The sequence below is a fragment of the Flavobacterium anhuiense genome (genome assembly GCF_050990855.1).
Taxonomy (GTDB): domain Bacteria; phylum Bacteroidota; class Bacteroidia; order Flavobacteriales; family Flavobacteriaceae; genus Flavobacterium; species Flavobacterium anhuiense_C.
In genome coordinates this window covers 4,492,039-4,514,528 of record NZ_CP158861.1, presented here as the reverse complement: position 1 = coordinate 4,514,528, position 22,490 = coordinate 4,492,039, and the positions used below count along the sequence as shown (strand labels likewise).

16 protein-coding genes are annotated in these 22,490 nt (G+C 31.9%); 11 read left to right on the top strand and 5 right to left on the bottom strand.

Annotated features, from left to right (window positions below; all coding sequences use genetic code 11):
* The first annotated feature begins 1 nt into the window (after position 1).
* The 7 genes from pelA to ABTV69_RS19540 all read left to right on the top strand — a co-directional run bounded on the left by pelA (position 2) and on the right by ABTV69_RS19540 (position 12,570).
* Positions 2–1,999 (top strand): pectate lyase, encoded by a 1,998-nt coding sequence (gene pelA, locus ABTV69_RS19570; RefSeq protein WP_433831796.1) that lies wholly within the window; start codon positions 2–4, stop codon positions 1,997–1,999.
* Positions 2,000–2,065: 66 nt separating this feature from the next.
* Positions 2,066–3,421: a glycoside hydrolase family 28 protein gene (locus ABTV69_RS19565; protein ID WP_433831794.1), complete on the top strand. Its 1,356-nt coding sequence runs from the start codon at positions 2,066–2,068 to the stop codon at positions 3,419–3,421.
* Between the two features lie 284 nt (positions 3,422–3,705).
* Complete coding sequence (locus ABTV69_RS19560; RefSeq protein ID WP_433831792.1) at positions 3,706–4,449, top strand: rhamnogalacturonan acetylesterase; 744 nt, start codon at positions 3,706–3,708, stop codon at positions 4,447–4,449.
* Between the two features lie 317 nt (positions 4,450–4,766).
* Positions 4,767–7,937 carry a hypothetical protein gene (locus ABTV69_RS19555; RefSeq protein WP_433831790.1) on the top strand — a complete coding sequence of 1,057 codons (3,171 nt, stop codon included), beginning with the start codon at positions 4,767–4,769 and terminating at the stop codon, positions 7,935–7,937.
* A gap of 313 nt (positions 7,938–8,250) precedes the next feature.
* A complete protein-coding gene (locus ABTV69_RS19550; RefSeq protein WP_433831788.1) occupies positions 8,251–9,627 on the top strand; it encodes a gliding motility-associated C-terminal domain-containing protein in 1,377 nt (458 codons plus the stop codon).
* A 29-nt stretch (positions 9,628–9,656) separates the two neighbouring features.
* Positions 9,657–10,568, top strand: coding sequence for a PorP/SprF family type IX secretion system membrane protein (locus ABTV69_RS19545; RefSeq protein WP_433831786.1), 912 nt, complete (start codon positions 9,657–9,659; stop codon positions 10,566–10,568).
* 22 nt (positions 10,569–10,590) lie between these two features.
* A complete protein-coding gene (locus ABTV69_RS19540; protein WP_433831784.1) occupies positions 10,591–12,570 on the top strand; it encodes an OmpA family protein in 1,980 nt (659 codons plus the stop codon).
* A 98-nt stretch (positions 12,571–12,668) separates the two neighbouring features.
* Here ABTV69_RS19540 and ABTV69_RS19535 read toward each other — a convergent pair whose 3' ends face one another.
* The 4 genes from ABTV69_RS19535 to ABTV69_RS19520 form a co-directional block, all read right to left on the bottom strand.
* Positions 12,669–13,667 (bottom strand): helix-turn-helix domain-containing protein, encoded by a 999-nt coding sequence (locus ABTV69_RS19535; RefSeq protein WP_433831782.1) that lies wholly within the window; start codon positions 13,665–13,667, stop codon positions 12,669–12,671.
* Between the two features lie 32 nt (positions 13,668–13,699).
* Positions 13,700–14,680 carry a helix-turn-helix domain-containing protein gene (locus ABTV69_RS19530; RefSeq protein WP_433831780.1) on the bottom strand — a complete coding sequence of 327 codons (981 nt, stop codon included), beginning with the start codon at positions 14,678–14,680 and terminating at the stop codon, positions 13,700–13,702.
* A gap of 470 nt (positions 14,681–15,150) precedes the next feature.
* On the bottom strand, positions 15,151–16,491 hold the full coding sequence (locus tag ABTV69_RS19525) for a sigma-54-dependent transcriptional regulator (RefSeq protein ID WP_433831778.1): 1,341 nt from the start codon (positions 16,489–16,491) through the stop codon (positions 15,151–15,153).
* 5 nt (positions 16,492–16,496) lie between these two features.
* Positions 16,497–17,588 carry a sensor histidine kinase gene (locus ABTV69_RS19520; protein ID WP_433831776.1) on the bottom strand — a complete coding sequence of 364 codons (1,092 nt, stop codon included), beginning with the start codon at positions 17,586–17,588 and terminating at the stop codon, positions 16,497–16,499.
* A 331-nt stretch (positions 17,589–17,919) separates the two neighbouring features.
* Here ABTV69_RS19520 and ABTV69_RS19515 point away from each other — a divergent pair, with 331 nt between their 5' ends.
* The 4 genes from ABTV69_RS19515 to ABTV69_RS19500 all read left to right on the top strand — a co-directional run bounded on the left by ABTV69_RS19515 (position 17,920) and on the right by ABTV69_RS19500 (position 21,040).
* Entirely contained in the window at positions 17,920–18,462 is a 543-nt protein-coding gene (locus tag ABTV69_RS19515) for a hypothetical protein (RefSeq protein ID WP_433831774.1), read from the top strand.
* Positions 18,463–18,551: 89 nt separating this feature from the next.
* The gene (locus tag ABTV69_RS19510) at positions 18,552–18,986 is read left to right on the top strand and encodes a hypothetical protein (protein ID WP_433831772.1); all 435 of its coding nucleotides are present in this window, start codon (positions 18,552–18,554) and stop codon (positions 18,984–18,986) included.
* 195 nt (positions 18,987–19,181) lie between these two features.
* On the top strand, positions 19,182–20,471 hold the full coding sequence (locus ABTV69_RS19505; protein WP_433831770.1) for a DUF4861 family protein: 1,290 nt from the start codon (positions 19,182–19,184) through the stop codon (positions 20,469–20,471).
* Positions 20,472–20,863: 392 nt separating this feature from the next.
* Positions 20,864–21,040: a histone H1 gene (locus tag ABTV69_RS19500; protein ID WP_008467640.1), complete on the top strand. Its 177-nt coding sequence runs from the start codon at positions 20,864–20,866 to the stop codon at positions 21,038–21,040.
* Between the two features lie 115 nt (positions 21,041–21,155).
* Here the strand turns inward: ABTV69_RS19500 and ABTV69_RS19495 are convergent, their stop codons facing one another.
* Complete coding sequence (locus ABTV69_RS19495; protein ID WP_433836732.1) at positions 21,156–22,196, bottom strand: GntR family transcriptional regulator; 1,041 nt, start codon at positions 22,194–22,196, stop codon at positions 21,156–21,158.
* Positions 22,197–22,490 lie beyond the last annotated feature (294 nt).

Below are 22,490 nucleotides of genomic sequence, written 5' to 3'. Positions count from 1 at the left end.
AATGCAGTTAAAAAAACAAATAGTGCTTTTTTTATGTCTTTACAGTTTTGCTGTGAACTCTCAGAATACATACAAAAGATGGCCAGAAATTATTAGAAAAAGTGATGCTTCTTGGTTTGCTTCGGCGGAAGCTAAAAGAATAGCTGAAAATGTGCTCTTGTACCAAAGAGATATAGGCGGATGGCCAAAAAATATCCAAATGCAGGATGAATTGACAGAAAAACAGAAAAAAGACTTAACTGCCCTTAAGAAAACTGCTGCAGAAACAACAACAGACAACGGAGCAACTTGTCAAGAAATGCTTTTTATGTCTAGAATGTATGCACAAATAAAAGACGAACGATACCAAGAATCTTTTTTAAAAGGACTAAATTATCTTCTTGAAGCACAATATGCAAATGGTGGATGGCCACAGTTTTATCCTTTAAAAAAAGGCTACTATACTCATATTACATACAATGACAACTCGATGGTAAACATCATGAATGTCATAAAAGCAGTTGCAGATCAAAGCGATTATTATAGTATAAAACCTTCAGCAGAAATTGTTGAAAAATGCAAAAAAGCATTTGATAAAGGAATTGACTGCATTTTAAAAACACAGTACAAACAAAATGGAGTTTTAACCGCTTGGTGCGCCCAGCATGACGAAGTTACACTGCTTCCTGCAAATGCAAGAGCTTTCGAATTAGCTTCTTTAAGTGGCTACGAATCGGCAAAAATTGCACTGCTTTTAATGTCAATTAATAAACCTTCAAGAGAAATTGTTACCGCAGTAAAAAGTGCTCAAGCATGGTTTGAAAAAACTAAGATCACCAATTTAGAAGAGAAAAGAGTTCTAAATGATGCGGGTAAAATCGTAGACAAAAAGATGATCCCTGCCGTAAATGCTAAACCAATTTGGGCAAGATTTATGGATTTGGAAACCAACGAACCATTCTTTTGCGATCGTGATGGAATTAAAAAGAAATCTATAGATCAGATTGGTGCAGAACGAAGAAATGGCTACTCATGGTACTCTGATGAACCCGAAGAAGTTTTAAAAAAATACCCAGAATGGGCAGTTAAAAATGGAACAAAAGTAGGCGCTGCAGAAAAGAAAAATGTAAATTATATTACCGTAGCGCAAGACGGTTCTGGAGATTATACCAAAATACAAGATGCTGTTTATGCGACTCCAGCGTTTCCGTATGAGAAAGTAACCATCTTTGTAAAAAACGGAATTTATAATGAGAAAGTCCGAATTCCAGAATGGAATACTAATGTAGTTTTACAAGGCGAAAGCAAAGAAAATACGATTATTACTTATGATGATAATTTTTCTAAAATCGCTTTAGGAAGAAATAGCACTTTCTATACGTATACAGTTTTGGTAGAAGGAGATGATTTTTCGGCATCAAATCTTACTATAAAAAATACTTCGGGAGAGCATGGACAAGCAATTGCATTATCTGTCGTTGCAAACCGAGCTAAGATTTTCAATTGCAATCTTTTAGGTAATCAAGACACTTTGTACCTGTCAGGAAAAGGTGCTAAACAATATTTTAAAGACTGTTATATCGAAGGCACGACCGATTTTATTTTTGGAGGAGCAACTGCTTTGTTTGAAAATTGCAATATTCACAGTATTAAAAGTTCTTATATCACGGCCGCTTCAACACCAGAAGGAACTCCTTTCGGATTCGTTTTTAGAAACTGCAAACTTACTGCAAATCCAGAAGCAAAAGATGTTTATTTAGGAAGGCCATGGCGTATTTATGCTAAAACAGTTTTTATTAACTGTGAAATGGGAAAACAAATTAAGCCAGAAGGTTGGGAAAATTGGTCGAAACCAGATGCAGAAAAAAAATCTTTTTATGCAGAATACAATTGCAGTGGTGAAGGATTTCAGCCTTCAAAAAGAGTGAAATGGTCGCATCAGCTTTCAAACAAAGAAGCAGCACAATATTCGATTGAAAATATTCTTAAAGACAAAATTGTCAATTGGTATTCTCTTTAGTCCCAGTTTAACTTAAAACTTTGACTGAGAACTGCGACTATATACTCAGAATAAAAATTAAAAAATATGAATTTCAAATACCTTTTTCTAATACTTCTTTCATGGGCATCATTTGCACAGAAAAGTGATTTTCCTTCAGAGAAAGTCGATTCTATTGTAAAACGAATTCAGCTTCCTGCTATTCCAAAATATGAAATCAATGTTTTGAAATTAGGAGCAAAAGGAGATTCTGTAAGGGACAATAAGAGTGTTTTTGACAAAGCGATGGCTTTGTGTAAGAAGAATAATGGCGGTACGATAATAGTTCCTAAGGGAATTTACAAGGTTAATGGGCCTATTCATTTTGTGAGCAATGTAAATCTTAAAATAGAAAAAGGAGCCAAAATAAAGTTTAGCGATAATCCTAAAGATTATTTGCCAATGGTTTTAACAAGTTGGGAAGGAACAATGCTTTACAATTATAGCCCGCTTATTTACGCTAATAATTGTACCAATATTGCGATCTCTGGTGAAGGAACGATTGATGGAGAAGGCGGAAAGACTTGGAAAACCTTCAAAGCAAAAGAAAATGAAGGTAAAAATAGAAGCCGTGAAATGAATCATAACAACACTTCTTTAGAAGAAAGAAAATTTGGAGAAGGTTATTTCTTAAGACCTCAAATGATTCAGTTTTTAAACTGCAAAAACATCTTAGTAGAAAATATCAGAATAGAAAATTCACCCTTCTGGTGCCTGCATCTTTTAAAATCAGAAAGTATAACCGTTCGTGGAATAAGCTACAAATCGCTTAATCATAACAATGATGGAATCGACCCAGAATATGCAAAAGACGTTCTAATAGAAAATGTGACATTTGATAACGGAGACGATAATGTGGCCATAAAAGCAGGGAGAGATCATGAGGGTAGAGCAAATACTGCAACCCCAAGCCAAAATATTGTAATTAGGAATTGTAATTTTAAAGGTTTGCATGGCGTTGTAATAGGTAGTGAAATGTCGGCAGGCGTACAAAATGTGTTTGTAGAAGATTGTAAGACAGTAGGTTATTTGAAAAGGGGAATTTATTTAAAAACTAATGCAGATCGTGGTGGGTATATTAGAAATGTTTTTGTTAGAAATATAGAGTTAGATCAAGTAGAAGACTGTTTGTATATTACAGCTAATTATCATGGAGAAGGTAAAGGTTTTCAATCGGATATATCTAACATACATTTTTCGAATATTACTTGTAACAAAGCATCAGAATCTGGAATCGTAATTCAAGGATTTCCCGATAAAAAAATCAAAAACATAGCTTTAAAAAACATAGAAATCAAACAAGCAAAAAATGCTCTGTCTAATGAAAATGCTGAAAACGTTTTAATGACAGATGTTTTTATCGGACAAAGAGCGAGCGTGCCTACAGCAGTTTCGAAACCTTAGATTTAGTTCAAAGGGACAAAGAAGCAAAGGGACAAAGATTTTCAGTAGAGAAGCACTGCAGTGTGTCTAACCATAGGTGCGCATACAGTCTGGTGAAAAATCTCCATAATCTGCTAAATCTGCGAGAGTAAATTTTTCACGGAGATTTAAAAAGATCAAAGCAGATCAAAAAGATGTTTTTAAAATTAATCTGTAAAGATCACCTAAAATCAGCAAATCTGCGTGAAACAAAAAACAAATCTTTGTGTAGTTTACGCTAAAAAATTAAAACAAAATTATTAACAATGAAAAAATACATTCTACTAACGCTCTTAATTACTTCACTAGGTTTCGCTCAAAAAACAACTTTATATTGTATTGGAGACTCTACAATGGCAAATAAGAAAGATCCTGAAAAGAATCCAGAGCATGGATGGGCGCAAGTTTTGCAGCCACTTTTTAAAGATAATGTTACAGTTGTAAATAAAGCAGTAAATGGCAGAAGTACCAGAAGTTTTATCAATGAAAAACGATGGGATTCAATATATAATAATCTAAAAAAAGGAGATTATGTTTTTATAGAATTCGGGCATAATGATGAAAAAATTGAAGATCCAAGCCGCTATACCAATCCGCATACAGCTTACAGATATAATCTTATTAAATTTGTAAACGAAAGTAGGGAAAAAGGAGCAGTTCCTATATTACTGACTTCTATTGCTAGACGTAATTTTAATGAAAAAGGAGTTCTTGTTCCTACGCATGGAGATTATCCGCTGGAAACCCGTCTAGTAGCGCAAGAATTAAATGTGCCGTTTATTGACTTAGAGTATTATACCGAAATCTTAGAGCAAACTTACGGACCAGAAAAATCAAAACAATTGCATTTGCATTTCAAGGTAGGAGAAAATCCATATTATGACAAAGAAAAAGCAGATGACACGCATTTGTCTCTGAAAGGAGCTACTGAGATTGCTGCAATTGTTATCAAAGAAATCAAAAAAATACAAGATCCTTCTTTGCAAAGACTGAAAAAAGAAATAAAGTAGTTAGAGCAGTTGTTTGGTTAAAACAATTTTTGCAATACTAAAACCTGTAAATTTCATTTTAATGAAATTTACAGGTTTTTTTTTGTTCAGTTTGTACTTAGTTTTTAGTATGTGTCTGTCATTCTCTATCTTATAAAAATCTAATTTAAACTATTTATGACATCATTAGCTATGATAGGACATATACCTTAATCTATAAGTTTAAAAACTTTTACAGGTAAAATGAAATCTATTTTCAGAAGAACTTTGCAGCGTTAAATCTAGATATTTGGATTTAAGGGCTTTATAAAATAATTAAACACAAAATAATTATAGTTATGAAAAATAGATTACTTCCTTTATTTGTCATTTTAGGATCTATTTCTGCTTATTCACAGGTTGGTGTTGGGACTTTTAGTCCTAATAAATCGACACAGTTAGAGGTTTTTTCGAATGATAAAGGGATGCTGATACCAAGAGTAAAATTGACTAGTACAACCGATACAGTTACAATCACAAATGGTAATGTAAATAGTTTGTTAGTTTTTGCTACTGAGACAACAGCTGATATTAGACCAGGATATTATTATTGGTATGATGAAAAGTGGAATAGAATTGTGATTGCAGGTGAAAGCGGAGCAGAAGCAGGTACTGTAATATATAATCCGATCACAAATCAATTTACTTATATTGACGATAAAGGTAATACGCATATAATTAATATTAGTGATATAATAAAAGCAAATGAAGTTATAACAACAATCACTTCCAATGGCTCAGGCAGCTATGTCTACAAGAATGAGGCGGGCACTGAAGTTACGATTGATGTTATCAATGACGTTGCGGACAACTTCCAGACGATTGTCAACAATCCTGCGGTCACTGAGATCATCCAGAATATAGTGAACAAGACCGAAGGGAATGTAAGCTATAATGCGACCACCCAGGAGTTCACTTATATCGATTCGAATGGAGACTCAAAAGTGATCAACATTTCGGATCTTGTGAAGCTTAACGAAACGGTGACCACGATTGCTGCAAACGGCTCAGGCAGCTATGTCTACAAGAATGAGGCGGGCACTGAAGTTACGATTGATGTTATAAATGATGTTGCGGACAACTTCCAGACGATTGTCAACAATCCTGCAGTAACTGAGATCATCCAGAATATAGTGAACAAGACCGAAGGGAATGTAAGCTATAATGCGACCACCCAGGAGTTCAGCTATACCGATAATAGCGGAAATTCTCATGTGATCAACATTTCAGATCTTGTGAAGCTTAACGAAACGGTGACTACGATTGATGCAAAAGGTTCAGGCAGCTATGTCTACAAGAATGAGGCGGGCACTGAAGTTACGATTGATGTTATCAATGACGTTGCGGACAACTTCCAGACGATTGTCAACAATCCTGCGGTCACTGAGATCATCCAGAATATAGTGAACAAGACCGAAGGGAATGTAAGCTATAATGCGACCACACAGGAGTTCACTTATATCGATTCGAATGGAGATTCAAAAGTGATCAACATTTCGGATCTTGTGAAGCTTAACGAAACGGTGACCACGATTGCTGCAAACGGCTCAGGCAGCTATGTCTACAAGAATGAGGCGGGCACTGAAGTTACGATTGATGTTATAAATGATGTTGCGGACAACTTCCAGACGATTGTTAACTATCCTGCAGTAACTGAGATCATCCAGAATATAGTGAACAAGACCGAAGGGAATGTAAGCTATAATGCGACCACACAGGAGTTCACTTATATCGATTCGAATGGAGATTCAAAAGTGATCAACATTTCGGATCTTGTGAAGCTTAACGAAACGGTGACCACGATTGCTGCAAACGGCTCAGGCAGCTATGTCTACAAGAATGAGGCGGGCACTGAAGTTACGATTGATGTTATAAATGATGTTGCGGACAACTTCCAGACGATTGTCAAAAATCCTGCAGTAACTGAGATCATCCAGAATATAGTGAATAAGACCGAAGGAAATGTAAGCTATAATGCGACCACCCAGGAGTTCACTTATATCGATTCGAATGGAGATTCAAAAGTGATCAACATTGCTGATTTTGTGAAGCTGAACGAAACGGAGACCACCATCAGAAAAACAGGCTCGGGAAGCTACATTTATAAAAATGAGAAAGAAAAAGAAGTGACCATTGATGTTATCAATGATGTTGCGGATAATTTCCAGACCATAGTGAACAATGAGAAGGTAAAACAGATTATAGAAAACATTGTCACAAATACAGGGGGCAATGTAAGTTATGACGGGGTAAAAAACGAGTTCACCTACATTGATTCGAATGGAGATTCAAAAGTGATCAACATTGCTGATTTTGTGAAGCTGAACGAAACGGAGACCACCATCAGAAAAACAGGCTCGGGAAGCTACATTTATAAAAATGAGAAAGAAAAAGAAGTGACCATTGATGTTATCAATGATGTTGCGGATAATTTCCAGACCATAGTGAACAATGAAAAGGTAAAACAGATTATAGAAAACATTGTCACAAATACAGGGGGCAATGTAAGTTATGACGGGGTAAAAAACGAGTTCACCTACATTGATTCGAATGGAGATTCAAAAGTGATCAACATTGCTGATTTTGTGAAGCTGAACGAAACGGAGACCACCATCAGAAAAACAGGCTCGGGAAGCTACATTTATAAAAATGAGAAAGAAAAAGAAGTGACCATTGATGTTATCAATGATGTTGCGGATAATTTCCAGACCATAGTGAACAATGAGAAGGTAAAACAGATTATAGAAAACATTGTCACAAATACAGGGGGCAATGTAAGTTATGACGGGGTAAAAAACGAGTTCACCTACATTGATGCGAATGGAGATTCAAAAGTGATCAACATTGCTGATTTTGTGAAGCTGAACGAAACGGAGACCACCATCAGAAAAACAGGCTCGGGAAGCTACATTTATAAAAATGAGAAAGAAAAAGAAGTGACCATTGATGTTATCAATGATGTTGCGGATAATTTCCAGACCATAGTGAACAATGAAAAGGTAAAACAGATTATAGAAAACATTGTCACAAATACAGGGGGCAATGTAAGTTATGACGGGGTAAAAAACGAGTTCACCTACATTGATGCGAATGGAAATTCAAAAGTGATTAATATTGCCGATCTCGTAAAACTTAATGAAACCCTTACCAGTTTGACCTTTGATACATCAACTAAAAAATTGATTTATAAAGATGAGAAAGGTGATACTAAAGCAATAGACATAAGTACTGTTGTTACTGTTCCTCAACAAGCAGTAGAAGAGTTTACACCGACAAAAGTCGGGCAAACAAGTTTTTCGTTAAATTCAACACCATCAGATTTGTCGGCGGTTAAGCTATTTATCAATGGTGTTAGAATAGACAAAAATGCGATCTCTCTAAGCGGTAATACAGTTATTTATACTCCAGAGAATAACGGATCCTATGCTGTTATGTTAGATGACATCATCCAAATCGACTATTTAAAGTAAAAAAACAAGAAGGAATTCAAATCAATATTTCTAAATACTTGATGTTTATTAAAAGCTGCAAATCTATTTTGCAGCTTTTTTTTTGGAGGGAGACTAAACATAAATTTTTGTTCCTCAATTTATCAAACAAAAAAAGTTAATTCAATCGGCTTTAATTTTAAATATTGTCTAAAAATAAATTTTATGGCTTTTTGCTATTTCTTAATTTTTAATTGACATTTCAATTTCAAGCAAATTAAAATTAGTTGAAAATTGACTACCGTAATTGACTTATTCTGATATTCTTAAAACTTTTACAGGTTAATCAGACTTTATGTTAGATATAATTTTGCGTCATTATTTTAATATAATTTATAAAGAAAATAAAGTGATGAAAAATATTGGTTTGTGCGGATTTACAAATGATTTAAAAGCTAAGATAAAGATTTCTTTAAATAAGAAATTTTATTGCCTAATAGCTTTAATAATCGCAATAATCTTTTCTCCAGGAGCTCATGCACAGTTTGTTAATTACGGAGATATGAAAGTAGAAAAAAGCACTGTTTTATCTGTTTTTTCTGATTATGATAACAAGTCAGATGCTCAATTTGTTAATGATGGAAATGTGTTTGTTTTCAAAAATTGGATTAATAACGGAATAGTGACTTTTACTTCGTCAGAGAATGGCAAAACACATTTCATTGGACAGGATGTACAGCGAATTGAAGGGGCAGGTATAACCAATTTTCAAAATGTAATCTTTGATAATATTTCAGACTTAGTTCCTTTTCAGTTAGGTGCAGTAGTAGCTATAAACAAAAAAGCTGAATTTTTAAATGGTATTATTGATGGTGATGCTGAAAATGGAGAAATGATTTTTAATGAAACGGCGATTCACGTCAATGCAAGCGACATAAGTTTTGTGGATGGGAAAGTGCAAAAAAAAGGAAACACTCTATTTGAATACCCTATAGGTGATGACTTGTATTTTAGGCCTTCTTACAGTGAAGGAGAAACAAATGGTAATGTATACACTGCTCAATATTTTTATAAAAATTCAGGAGAAAATTATAATCACTCAAGTAAAGATCCAATAATTGGTTTTATTAATAATGCTGAATACTGGACAGTAACAAAAGAAAATGGAGGAGAGAAATTGGTGCTTAGCTTAACTATGGATCCAAGAACGACTCCGTCAGAATTTTTCAATCTGAGTAGTGACAAAGAGGCTGTTATTGTACGTTGGGACGAAAGTTCTGGTAAATGGGTTAAAGAAGGAGGTGTCACCAGTGATAAAATGCCAGATGCAATTTTAGGAGCACAATATACACAGTTAGTTACATCAGAAGTAAAAGGTTACGGGATTTTTACAATTGCAATTGCAGACAAAAAAGAACCATTAGATAAAGATTTGGTTGTTTATAATGCTTTATCACCAAATGGCGATGGTATAAACGATACTTTTCATATTAAAGGAATTGATGAATATCCAGACAACACCGTTGAAATTTACAATCGTTGGGGAGTAAAAGTGTTTGAAACAAGAGGATATAATGAAACTGATAACGTATTTGCCGGTTATTCAGATGGAAGGGCAACTGTGAACAGAAATGAAAAACTTCCAACAGGAACATATTTCTATATTTTGAAATATAGTAAAGACAATGTCGCAAAAGAGAGAACAGGTTATCTATATATTAATAATCAATAATTCTAAAAAGAGAATTAAAATTTAAAGTAATGAAAAGAATATTTCAAACAATAGTTGTGATGCTAGTAGTTGTTTTTAGTGCTTCTGCTCAACAAGAATCACAATATTCACAATATATGTACAATACAATGACTTTTAATCCAGGATATACAGGATCAAGAGAAGTATTGAGTGCAATGGCATTATACAGAACGCAATGGGTTGGTTTAGAAGGTTCACCAAAAACAATGAATTTTTCTATTCAAAGTCCAGTTGGAATTCATAGCTCTTTAGGATTAAATGTTCTAAATGATCAAATTGGTCCAACTAAAAATACAGGAGTAACAGCAAATTATTCTTATACAATTTTAGGAAGTACTGACCTAAAATATTCATTTGGTATATCTGGGACACTTGACAATTTCTCTGTGGATTATAGCAAGCTTAACGTTGAATATCCAGATCCGTATCTCACAGGAGTAGAATCTCAAATTTCGCCAAATGTTGGCGTTGGTTTTTATGTGCACTCTTACAATTGGTACGTAGGATTATCAGTGCCTAGATTATTAAAAACGAACTATTTTGATGATACTAAGGAAACAACCTATTCTTCTTCTTCACATTTTTATCTAATGGGAGGTTACGTTTTTGACTTGAATCCTTATTTAAAATTTAAGCCAGCAACAATGATAAAAGCTGTTTCCGGTGCACCAATAGCTATCGACGTATCAGCAAATTTTTTAATCAACGACAAATTGACTTTAGGTGCAGCTTATCGTTGGGATGCAGCAGTAAGCGGACTTGCAGGCTTTCAAGTTACTGATGGTTTAAATGTTGGTTATGCTTATGACTATGACACTACCCACATAGGAAATTATAACTCCGGCTCACATGAGATCTTCTTAAGATTTGAATTGATTAGTAAATCAAAATCAAAAATGATTACACCAAGGTTCTTCTAATTAACGCATAAAACGATACATAATGATGGATAAAAATATAAAAATAGCATTGGTTTTCTTGATGATCTGCTTTGCTGATATTTGTATGACAAAAGCCCAAGATCGAAAAATAGACAAGGCAAATCAGGCATACAATGAGTTTGCTTTTACTGAGGCTGCTAAACTGTATGAAGAGGCGATCAGTAAAGGTAATAGTTCTTTTGATATCTATACTAAATTAGGAGACTGTTACTATTATAATGGTAAATATCCTCAAGCAGCAACTTATTATTCAAAAATTATAAACGCTTCTGAAAAAATAAATCCTGAATATTATTTTAGATATGCGCAGACTTTAAATAATAGTCAAAAATATAGGGAAGCTGAACAAATTATGAAACAGTACTACGCTCAGACAGGAAAAAAAGATTTGAGTGGTAATTGGAATGAGAAAAAGTTGTTGGATGAGATTCAAAAGCAATCAGGTAGATATGTTTATAATGCCGTTGCTATTAACTCTCCATTTTCTGATTTTGGCACTTCGTTTTTAGGAAAAGATAAGGTAATATATTCATCTGCAAAAGATACTGGAATAATTATAAAACCGAAGCACAGCTGGAATAACAAATCATTCTTGAAGCTTTATACTGCGGATGTTTCGAGTGAAGGCGGTCTTCAAAATCCAATTCTTTTGAAGGGAGAAATTAATACAAGGTATCATCAAAGTACTGCCGCAATTACCAAAGATGGAAAAACAATGTTTTTTACGAGAAATAATTATAAGGACGGTAAGCTGGCAGAGGATAAAAATGGGATTTCTTATTTGAAAATTTACACGGCACAGAATATAAATGGTGAGTGGAAAAATATTAAAGAATTAGGTTATCCCGTTAATAGTGATGGATTTTCATCAGCACATCCTGCAATAAATGCAGATGAAAGCGAACTTTACTTTGTTTCTGACCGCAATAATTCATTTGGTAATTCAGACCTATATGTGGTTAGTCTTAAAAAGGGTGGTTTTGTTGGAAACGATGTCACTAAATTAAGTGATGAAATTAATACTTTAGGAAGAGAAACATATCCGTTTGTAGATTCGTCGGGAATTTTATATTTTTCATCAGATGGGCATCCAGGTCTTGGAGGACTTGATGTTTTTGCAGCAGTAAAAGATGATCAAGGTGTTTATCATGTAGCAAATTTAGGTGACGGTGTAAATACTAATGAAGATGATTTTGCATATATAATTAATGATGATACAAAAAAAGGATATTTTTCATCTGATAGAAGTGGTAATGATGATATTTATAGTTTTACTCAAAATCGACCTGTAACTTTTGATTTTGATTATTTCCCTAAAGTGTATGGTACTTTAAAATTTACAACTGGCGTACCAATCGAAAACGTAGCAGTTCAAATTTACAATACTAATGAAGAAATTGTAAAAACAGTTTATAGTGACAAAGACGGTAAATATAATGCAGATCTTGAAGCGTACAAAGACTACAAACTAGTTTATAAAAAAGTCGGTATAGCGGAAAGAAGTCAAGTTGCGCCAACATTTAAACCATCGGAAAGAAGAGAATATTCTTTTGAATTTGTAAATGAAAAAGAGGTTATTGTTGATGGTAATAAAGTACAACTTGAAAATGATGACGATCTAACGCATAAATTAAAATTGTTGCCAATTTATTTTGATTACAATGGTTATAAAATTAGAGAATCTTCAAAAGCGGAGTTAAATAAAGTAGTGGATTTAATGAAAACTCATTCAACTATAAAGTTGACAGTTAATTCGCATACAGATAGTAGAGGACATGACGAGTTTAATATGAAATTATCTGAAAGTAGAGCTAAAGCGACAGTGGACTACATAATAAACCATGGAATTAATTCTGACCGTATTACCGGAAAAGGATATGGTGAAACACGCTTACTTAATAAATGTTCAAATGGAGTAAAATGTTCGGAAACCGAACATCAGCTCAATAGGCGTTCTGAATTTATAATTCAATTTGATTAAAATTCAAACTAATTATTATTAACTGTTGTCTAATAGAGATATTGACAACAGTTTTTTTGCGTCTATTTTGAAATGATAAAAAATATAGTTGATAGAAATTACTTTACTGAAGATTTTTTTACAAAATCATCTGTTGGTTTTCTATTTAAAACTTCTTGATATTTTGAACAAAAATAACTTAGTTTAGTATAATTAAGCTCATACATCACATCTGACAACGTTGAGAATTTACCGCTTTTAAGAAGCTCTTGTGCGAGCTTTATTTTTTCTTCAATAAATAAATTTTTTGGTGTATTATTAAAACGTTTTTTAAATGAGCTTTTGTATTTAGAAGCTGACATTCCTGCCATACCCGCTAAAAAGACTAAAGAAGGAAAGGGACCGAATAAATTATTCATGAGATATTCCTTTGTTTTTTCGATAAATTCATTTTCAATTTCGGTAAGTTTGGCACTTTGTTCCTCCGAATCATAAAATTTATTAAAAAAATTACCTAGTACTTTTAACGAGATACCCTTAATGTAAGAATCAAAAGACAGGTCGGTAACCGCTTTGTTTTTTAAGGACCTAATAAGCAGTATACTGTTGCTGTCAATATTGCCATAATGATAAAAAACTTTTTTGTTCGTGGCCGTATGGTCAAACGCACCTTCCTGTCGTTTAAATTTTTGAATAAAATCTTGCAACAATTTTTTATCTATGAGCAGGCGTAAAGCAATAACCCTTTCATTTACGGTTGGTTTAAATGAGCTTTCTATTTGATTGTCAAGTATAACTAGGTCGAGTTTGTTATATGAACCGATTTCATAATCAATATTATTAATTTTAATTAGATTAATATGTTCACTTAAATCAAAATGAAAGATAAATAATTCATTATCTGACTTTTGTCTAGTTAGTTTTAGTGGGACTTTTGGAGTTAAATCTGCATAAACTGCCGATATGCCATCCATTACTTGTGAAAAATAAAAGTAACCTGTACCGATATCATCTGGTACAATAATTAGTTTATCGTCTATTAATTGTGTGTTTAATTGTTTTACAAAGTCATTTTGCCATTCAGGTGTTAAACTGTAGTAATGTGTAACTCTTCTCATAATTTGATTTATTTCTGGCAGTTAATAGGGAATTACAGTTGCTTATTAAAAGCTTTGGGAGATAATCCAAAATGTTCTTTAAATTTAGAAGCGAAATAAGAATTATTGGTAAAATTAAGCTGATCTGAAATTTGTGAAATAGTTAGTTGTTTCTTTTCGAGAAGCTCTTTGGCAAGCAGTAATTTATTTTCCATAAAAAATACATTTGGAGTGTTTCCCGTTATCTTCTTGAACAAGGTTTTAAATTTTGATTCTGACATATTTGCCATCTTAGCCATCTCTGTTATGCTAGGAAAATGGTCTTTTAGATGGTCAATTAAAAACATTTGAATATTAATAATGTTATCTAAGTCATCTTGGTTTACAGTCTGGATAATGATTCTTTTTGTAGCGATTTTTTTTAGATAATTTGAAATTAGTAAGTGGACAGTTCCTTTTAAATGTAAATCGAAAATTGATCCTCCCACTTCTAATTTTCTTAAATCGCTTAAAATATGATAACTTTCATTACCCATTCTGTCAAAACGAATCATTGTATTTTCTTTAGAATCTATTACTGAATCAATATTTTGTATCACAATATTTTTTTTCTGTACAAAGGCTTTTAACATACTCTTTTTTATAAAAATGCAAAGTGAAAAAGTTGTACTTCCTTCTTTAACATTATATTCAGACTGTAAAGAGCTATCTATTACTGCAAGATTGTATTTCCATCTACCAACATTATACATGAAAAAGTCACTGCTAATTGTGGCTTCACCTTCTGTAAGATTGTAATAGAATCCCACAAAATCATGATTTAAATTTTGCTGTAAAAATTGAAAGCTTTTTTTGTATTGTACATTGATGTAATAGGCAACAATGCCATCACCACAATCTAAAAAGTATCTAATTCCAGTTTGGGTATCCTGAGGCATAATAATAAAATTTCCTTCAATTTTCCCTCCAATTTGCGAGGCATAATGTTCTACCCAAGAAAGATTTGCATCATAATAATGTTTTATTATTTTCATGAAAATGTGGATTTGTTTTATAAAGTTAAGTTTTTTTAAGAAAATAAAGATGTATTTTTGTTTGTAAGATATTGATATTTAGTTGTTTTTGGTAGGATGTGAAATAAGCTAGCTCCAAAAAGCAACGAGATTACTAGTAAAAAAGTGATTTTTATTTAAGTTGAAGTATTTTTGGAATAAGTATACTGTTCGTATCTTTTTTTAGGAATAATTTGGAAGTAAACTTCAAATATGAAGCGCAAAAAAAATGTTGAGTTTTGATAAAACTTATGTTTGTGATCATAATTCTACTGAGTTTTTAGGTTTAACAATAGGGATTTATTTCTTAATTGAATCTATTGTAATATATTTCTGTCTTCTACAGGCAAAAGATGTGCCTGTTTTTATATATTATTATGAGTCAATAAATTATAGTTTTACCTATTTTTTAATATACAAATAGTATAGGTAGATTATGAGCACATGAGGAATTACTCCTCACTTTTTAGAATTTTTTGGTTTAAAGTTTTTCTGTCAATTTGAAGTATTTGAGCTGCTTTTGTCTTATTGTTGTTAACAGCTTCTAAAATTTTTAAAATATGTTCTTTTTCATATTCTTTTAGTGATTTGAATATAGTATCTGATGAAGGAATGTGATATTTTAAATTTTCGGGAATATGATTTAATGTGATTATGTCATCACTCATAATAATTAGCCTTTGAATTATATTTTCAAGTTCCCTTATATTTCCAGGCCATCTATATCGCATTAACACTCCAATCGCTTTGTCATCAATTCGAATATTTGATTTATTATATTCATGCGCATATTTCTCTATAAAAACTTTTAGTAGCGGTAAGAAATCTTCTTTACGATCTCTTAAGGGAATAGTCTTGATGTTTATAACATTTATTCTGTAATATAAATCTTCTCTGAAGGTGCCTTTTGAAACCATATGTTCCAGATTGCAGTTTGTGGCAGATAAAATACGTACATCAATTTTTTCTGGTTTAGACGCTCCAACACGTAAAATTTCTTTTTCTTGAATTACGCGCAAAAGCCTAATTTGTACAGCAATCGGAGCATCTCCAATTTCATCTAAAAAGATAGTTCCTCCTGAAGCAGATTGAAATAAACCGGTTCGGTTTTCTAAGGCGCCTGTAAAAGAACCTTTTATATGTCCAAATAATTCAGATTCAATTAAACTTTCAGGTATTCCCGCACAGTTTACTACAATAAAGGGTTTGTCTGCAAATTTGCCGCTAAAATGAATCGCTCTTGCAATTAATTCTTTCCCTGTGCCGGTTTCGCCTTCTATAAGCACATTTGCTTTAGTATCTTTTACGCGATTAACGATTTCAATTAAATCTTTAAATGGCTTCGAATTTCCAATTAGCCCCTCATAAGGATTTTCGTTTTTTTGTTGCAGAATTTGAGTGGGATTTTTAGAAGCAAAGGTTCTTTTCGTTAACGAATCTAAAATGGCTTTATGAAGTTCATCACTAGTGAAAGGTTTAATTAAATAGTGTAAGGCCCCTGATTTAATTGCGCTGACAGCATTATGGATTGATGGAGCTCCGGAAATGACTATTTTTGGCATCAACGGATAATGTTCTTCAGCAAACTTAACAAGCTCAATCCCACTAATATTTGGCATATTCAGATCACTTATTAATAGATCAATCTCTGCATTTTTTAGGACTTCTATAGCTTCATTTACAGAAGAAGCTTTGTAAGTGCGGTAGTTGAAAGTTTTTAATTGCCTTTGGATTAAATCCAACATATCATTATGGTCATCGACAACCAGTATGTTTTCTTTTTTGAAAGTCATTTGATTTAAAATAAAGGGATCCGAATGGTAAAAATTGATCCGTTGGGAAAATTGTTTTGAAGAGTTATTTCTCCATTGTGATTTTTAATTATACTTTGAACTAGACTTAGTCCCAAACCACAGCCATAATTGATGGGTTTGGTTGAAAAAAAAGGTTCAAATATTTTTTCCTTTATAGAATCGGGAACTCCAGTTCCATTATCTTCAATTTTCAGATATAAATTTTCAGCATCATCTTCGATAATTATTTTGATGGTACTTTTTTCTGGAGAAGCATAAATCCCGTTTATAAGTAGATTAAGTACTACCTGAGTAATTTGAACAGAATCTATGTTAGCCATTATAGCACTGTCTTTGACAATGAGTTCATATTTGATTTCCTTATTTTGAAAATTGGATTTTAAAATAGATAATGAAAAATCAATAATTGGTTTTAATTCTTGAAGCTCCCGCTTTTGTGGCATTTCGGAAGAAAAGAACATGAGTTTTTTTACAATTTCACGCGAATAAACAATCGAATTGATAATAATTGAAAGATCAGCATCGATTTCAGGGTTACTATTTTGTTCTTTTATAAGTTCTGCATATCCTAAAACATTACCCAATGGAGTATTTAATTCATGTGCGATTCCTGCACTCATTTCTCCAAGCAACGAAAGACGCCCCATACGTTCAAGTGCTTGTTGCAATGCTGCATTTCTTCCTAGGATATGGCATTTTTCTATGTAGTTTCCAATTTCGATAGCAATAATCTCGAGAAGCTTTCTCTCATCGCCAGTAAAATCTTTTGTAGTATATTTTTCTGATGGATAATGTACTTTGATGCAACCGTATTTTATTTTGTCAACAATGATCACGTTCGATAGGAAAACGGTATTTTTAGTTAGTTTATCGGTCGTCAAACAGCAATCTTTAATCTCAAGTTCGACTACACATTCTGAACTGTAGCTCCACGCTTTTTTTGTGCTTACAATTATTTGATCAAGCGTTTGAATAGTGATGGAGTTCGATTTGAAGATAGTTTTATAAATGGTATAAAGGCAGGCAAGTTCTTTATTTTTTTCTCGTAAATCTTCTTCGGTTGATAATAAATTCATTGTAAGAAAATGTAGATGATTTTTGAAAATTAGTTTCAAAAGTAATTAAATTATCTGAAGCTAAAAGTAAAACCTTTTTTGATTTTAATTATTTGATATTAAACTAAATACATATTTGTTGTTCTGTCTTATAGTATTACTTTTTTGTCTTTTATGAGCTAGTTTTATGATGAATTTTATCTAAAAAAAACACATGCTTTTTAGCTGTCTTGAAAAGCTCTTTAAGATCAAAATTTTAAAAGTCTTATAGTGATAGTTTAAAAACTTAATGGTCTGTTAGAGAAGAAATGTTAAGGATAAATTTGCTGCATGATTGTATCTCAGACAAAATATGAATGCCACAAATTTTTCTTTGGAGTTTCCATTAAATCTTTCAGAAATAAGAAAGCTAAACAAAATGTATTTTGAGCATTTATTTAGACAACGTATTATTTTTGTATCAATAGCGCTAGTGTTATTTTTCATTTTTTTTGATTTATTCGATATAAATCTGGAGAATGATTTTTTTCTTTGGCTAATAAGAAGCCTAGCTGCAATTGTTTTTTTTGTAATTATTGAAAATTTTTTTGTAGATGTCGTTTCCAGATTTGCGTTTCAAATGGCTAAACGGCTATTAAAGTTTAAAAAGTTGAACAGTAGATACAAATTTGTATTTACTGGATCCAAAGTATGTATTAGATTTCCTTTAGGCAGATTAACACATAAATGGACAACAATTGAAAAGGCAATTCTAACTAAGAATTTTTTATTCCTGTATATAAAGGAAGAGAATAATTATATTATTTCTATTTCTAGAAAAGATTTTGATTATCGTAAAATGGAAGAGCTGTTGGCTTTTGTTGAGCAGAACGTCATCCCTATCTTAAAAGTTTAAAATTGACCCTATAGTATTTATTTTGTGGCGTATTGGGGTTATAATCATTCTTTTACTGATTTAAATTTGAACTGTAAAAAACAAGAGTGATGGCGAAGAAAAAAGTTTTGGTATTTGATAGTAAGGGCATTTTCTTGAAAATGTTTAAAAGAAGATTCAAAGATCAGTTTGAATTTATTGAAGATTCATTTCTTCATGAAACAGTAAAAGAATCTGATCGCATTGTTTATGTTATTTACAATCATAATGAACTGCTTCAATTTTTATCACAGGGCAAAAAAGAAGCTAATACTTTAGTATGTTTATTTAATGTTCAGTTTTATAGAAGTCTGTCATTTTTAGAAGTAACAGATAATGTAATGTTATTTGATGAGTCAAAAACAAGAACTGAAATTTTAAAGGAATTAAAGAAATTTTTTAATAGTAAATTGGATTTTAAAACGGACAAAAAAAAATTTATGCCATCTAAAATTTCGCAGAGAAAATTTCAAGAGTACTATAGGGCTATGTACTTTCTGATGTAATTTTTTTTATTTTTTTATGTTTTTTCGTTTGCACATTTTGTAGAAGATGTTGCCGTTGAAAGCACGATAAATAGTGTTCTTTATCCTGCTTTTTTATTATTTGCAACAATTCTTTTGAATAAAGTTTTTTGTATTAAGTGTTGTTATAACAATTAAAAACATTAAATTGTTCAGAAAAATAAAGAATAAAAAAGAATGAAAAAAAGAGTATTATTTTATCTTCCGATTACTTTAATAACAGCTTTATTCGCAAGTTGTAAAGTTTCTCAAAACGTTTCAGAAAAAACAATAGTTTTAAAAAACAGTAGTTCTTTGGCATTATCGCAAAAAGCTTTTTCTATAAAAAGAGAAAGTATTGGTGAAAGCAACATCAAAGGAACTTTCCCTATTTTGCTTTTTAAAACAGATACAATTCCAGCGCAAGTCAACGATCTTAATGGTGATGGAAAATGGGATGAACTTTTCTTTACCACTGATTTTTTGCCTAATGAAGAGAAAAAAGTACAGTTAAAATGGTCAGAATCGGATCCGAAATTTACAATAAAAACGAGTGTGCGTTTTGGAAAAAGAGAAGGAAAGAACCTTCCTGTTCATCCAGACACACAGGAAGTTTTAATGGCAAATCAGGTTCATAAAAAGCTTGGATATCAAAAATACCAAACAGATGGGCCGACTTGGGAAAATGATAAAGTAGGATTTAGACATTATTTGGATGGACGAAATTCTAAGGATGTTTTTGGAAAAAAACTTCCAGGAATAACCCCAGAAAATGTAGGTATAAATAATAAAGGTGCTGTTGAAGATAATTATCATGTAATGTACGATTGGGGAAGAGATATTTTTCCTGTTGGAAATTCTGTAGGTCTAGGAGGTTATGCATTATTAATTGACAACAAAATAAACCGATTAGGAATTTTAGGGAATGATACAATCAATAATGTGGAGAAGACTACTTTTAAAATTGTAGCTGAAGGACCTGTAAATTCAGTTTTAAGTTATCACTACCAAAATTGGAAAGCTTCTGAAAACCTTTATCAAGTACAAGAAACAACTTCTATTTGGCCAGGAATGTATGCTTATAAAAACACGGTTTCGATAAAAGGCATTAAGGGTAAGGAAACCTTTCTGGCTGCAATTTCTAATTTGAATAATAAAAATCCGCTTCAAGTCATTGAAGCAGGCGATTGGATTTGTTTAATTCAGCATGATTATTTGACTTATGAACGTGAGTGGATTTTAGGAACAGCAATTTTAGTTCCAGCAAATCTTTACCAAGGTTACATCGAAGCTCCTAAAACAGGACAGCTGACAGATTCGTATTTAGCAAAATTAAAAATTGATGATGGCAAGGAAATTAGTTACTATGCAATTGCAGCGTGGGAATTAAGTGCAGATAAAGGTTTTAATGACTCAGTCTTTTTTACTAGTTATGTTACCGATTTGGCTAAACAGCTTTCTGCAAAAGTAAAAGTTGAAATAAAATAAATATAATTAAGAAAGTGCTTTCTTCATATTTTTAGATTTCTCTTTTTTGATGAAAATTGCTCGTAAAGATCTATCTATTGCGTAATTTTTTCTTTGATTGTGGAGTTCTTTCATTTAAAAATTAACAAAAGGAAGCGTTTAAAACGATTATTTTAAATTGAAAAGCTTGGCCAAGGATGCTTTCTGTAACGGATTAAAAAGGGTGAGGATAGAATAAATTTAAAATAAGTGTTTGATTGTTAAGTTGTTGTGTTTTCTGGGCTTTTAAAGAATAGGCGAGTCAATTTATTGTAAAGAAAATGAATGAAAAACTGCATTAAATTTAACAGCAAAATTGTTGTAACTATCACACAAACTTTTATTTTTGTGGCTTAATTTAACAATATATAAGCATGAAAGATTTATTAGTAAAAATCAACGCCGAAATTGAAACATTCAAAGCTGAAGCTGAATCTTTGACTGAAAAAGGAATTAAAGCTGCTGGACCAAGAGCACGTAAATCAACTTTAGAAATTGAAAAACTTTTAAAAGAGTTCAGAAAAGTTTCTATCGAAGAATCAAAAAAATAATACAACTAAAAACCTCGCCTATAAAGCGAGGTTTTTTTTAGGTTTAAAGTAGAAGTATTAATTTTAAGACAGGAAGAAAAAACTTAGAACCTTAGCATCTCCTAATCTTAGTCCCTCAAATAGAATTTCGATCAATAAAATTAAAAGGAACTTTTACTTGTCCTTTTTCTTTGTTCAAAATCATTCTCGCGGCAGTTTCTCCCATTACATTAAAATCGGTAGACATCACGGTAATTCCAAGTAAATCTTTTAAAGGGGTGTCGTTATAAGAAATGACGCCAATATCTTTTCCCAAAACAAACTCTTCGTCACGAATCTGTTTTACTAAATTCACCAGATCAGATTCTTCGATTGTAATAAATAAATCTCCTTTTTTAAGAATTATATCGTCGTAAACTTCACTTAGAATTTCAAAATTGATTTCGTGTTCGACACAAAATTTTCTAAATCCATGCAAAATTCGTCTCGGATAAGGATAAACGGCTTTATCTGGATAAACCAGAATTAAACGTTTGTATTTGGCTATTTTAGAAAGTCCTTCTTTTAGCGCATTATAAATGTCATTTTCAAAATCTTGGTAAATTTTAATAACATCATCGCCAGTTCCTAGTTTGATATTATCTAATACAACCAACTTGTCTTGCGGAATGTTTTTTATAGCATTAACAACTTCATCAGTAAAGCTTAAATGTTTTAATTCATCTGTTTTAAAATGAGTTGTAATTACATAGTAGTCGTAAGCGCCTTCAAATTTATCTAAGATATTTAGAAACAGAGTTTCGTCGCAGTGGTAAATCTGAAGATCAACGTGAGCATTTGCACCTAGAGTATTAATAAAGGAACTATATGTTTTCATTTTGTACGAACTCAATTTATTGGTTAGAAACAAAATATTAACTTTAGATTCGAGCTTTGTTCTCGTAATGTAATAGCCCTTTCCCCTAATAGAAGAAATGATTTTTCGCTCTTTTAAAATGTTATAGGCTTTCTCAACAGTATCCCGAGACATATAAAATTCTTCGCTGAAACTATTGATAGATGGAATTTTTTGATTGATTTTTAAATTTCCGTTGGCGATATTTTGAAGAATGGAGTCCACAATTTGTTTGTACTTAGGAACTCGAGAATCTTCGTCTATTTTAATAAGCTTAATCATGTTCATTGTGAGGAAATTTGTTTCGTATTGCAGCGAAACTCTTTTTAATTCTAAATAATTTTCAAAAAATCTCTTTTTTAAAAAAAAATCAGCGGTGCGGAATCTTTTTTGTCAGGAAAAAGAGAATTTGTCAAGGCTTGTAATCTTTTTTTTATAATTTCTAAATTTTAACCCCAATGCAGAATCAATAATTACGAAATCGATTGCTAAAATAGCCATTTTAAATTTATTTACCCAATAATTGCAGGTCGTTATTTCTAATAATCTTTAGTTTTAACAAAAAATATGAAATAC

Excerpts from the sequence above, each read along its gene's own strand:
- pelA (WP_433831796.1), top strand. The coding sequence starts at position 2 with ATGCAGTTAAAAAAACAAATAGTGCTTTTTTTATGTCTTTACAGTTTT.
- ABTV69_RS19565 (WP_433831794.1), top strand. The coding sequence starts at position 2,066 with ATGAATTTCAAATACCTTTTTCTAATACTTCTTTCATGGGCATCATTT.
- ABTV69_RS19560 (WP_433831792.1), top strand. The coding sequence starts at position 3,706 with ATGAAAAAATACATTCTACTAACGCTCTTAATTACTTCACTAGGTTTC.
- ABTV69_RS19555 (WP_433831790.1), top strand. The coding sequence starts at position 4,767 with ATGAAAAATAGATTACTTCCTTTATTTGTCATTTTAGGATCTATTTCT.
- ABTV69_RS19550 (WP_433831788.1), top strand. The coding sequence starts at position 8,251 with ATGTTAGATATAATTTTGCGTCATTATTTTAATATAATTTATAAAGAA.
- ABTV69_RS19545 (WP_433831786.1), top strand. The coding sequence starts at position 9,657 with ATGAAAAGAATATTTCAAACAATAGTTGTGATGCTAGTAGTTGTTTTT.
- ABTV69_RS19540 (WP_433831784.1), top strand. The coding sequence starts at position 10,591 with ATGATGGATAAAAATATAAAAATAGCATTGGTTTTCTTGATGATCTGC.
- ABTV69_RS19535 (WP_433831782.1), bottom strand. The coding sequence starts at position 13,667 with ATGAGAAGAGTTACACATTACTACAGTTTAACACCTGAATGGCAAAAT.
- ABTV69_RS19530 (WP_433831780.1), bottom strand. The coding sequence starts at position 14,680 with ATGAAAATAATAAAACATTATTATGATGCAAATCTTTCTTGGGTAGAA.
- ABTV69_RS19525 (WP_433831778.1), bottom strand. The coding sequence starts at position 16,491 with ATGACTTTCAAAAAAGAAAACATACTGGTTGTCGATGACCATAATGAT.
- ABTV69_RS19520 (WP_433831776.1), bottom strand. The coding sequence starts at position 17,588 with ATGAATTTATTATCAACCGAAGAAGATTTACGAGAAAAAAATAAAGAA.
- ABTV69_RS19515 (WP_433831774.1), top strand. The coding sequence starts at position 17,920 with ATGAATGCCACAAATTTTTCTTTGGAGTTTCCATTAAATCTTTCAGAA.
- ABTV69_RS19510 (WP_433831772.1), top strand. The coding sequence starts at position 18,552 with ATGGCGAAGAAAAAAGTTTTGGTATTTGATAGTAAGGGCATTTTCTTG.
- ABTV69_RS19505 (WP_433831770.1), top strand. The coding sequence starts at position 19,182 with ATGAAAAAAAGAGTATTATTTTATCTTCCGATTACTTTAATAACAGCT.
- ABTV69_RS19500 (WP_008467640.1), top strand. The coding sequence starts at position 20,864 with ATGAAAGATTTATTAGTAAAAATCAACGCCGAAATTGAAACATTCAAA.
- ABTV69_RS19495 (WP_433836732.1), bottom strand. The coding sequence starts at position 22,196 with ATGATTAAGCTTATTAAAATAGACGAAGATTCTCGAGTTCCTAAGTAC.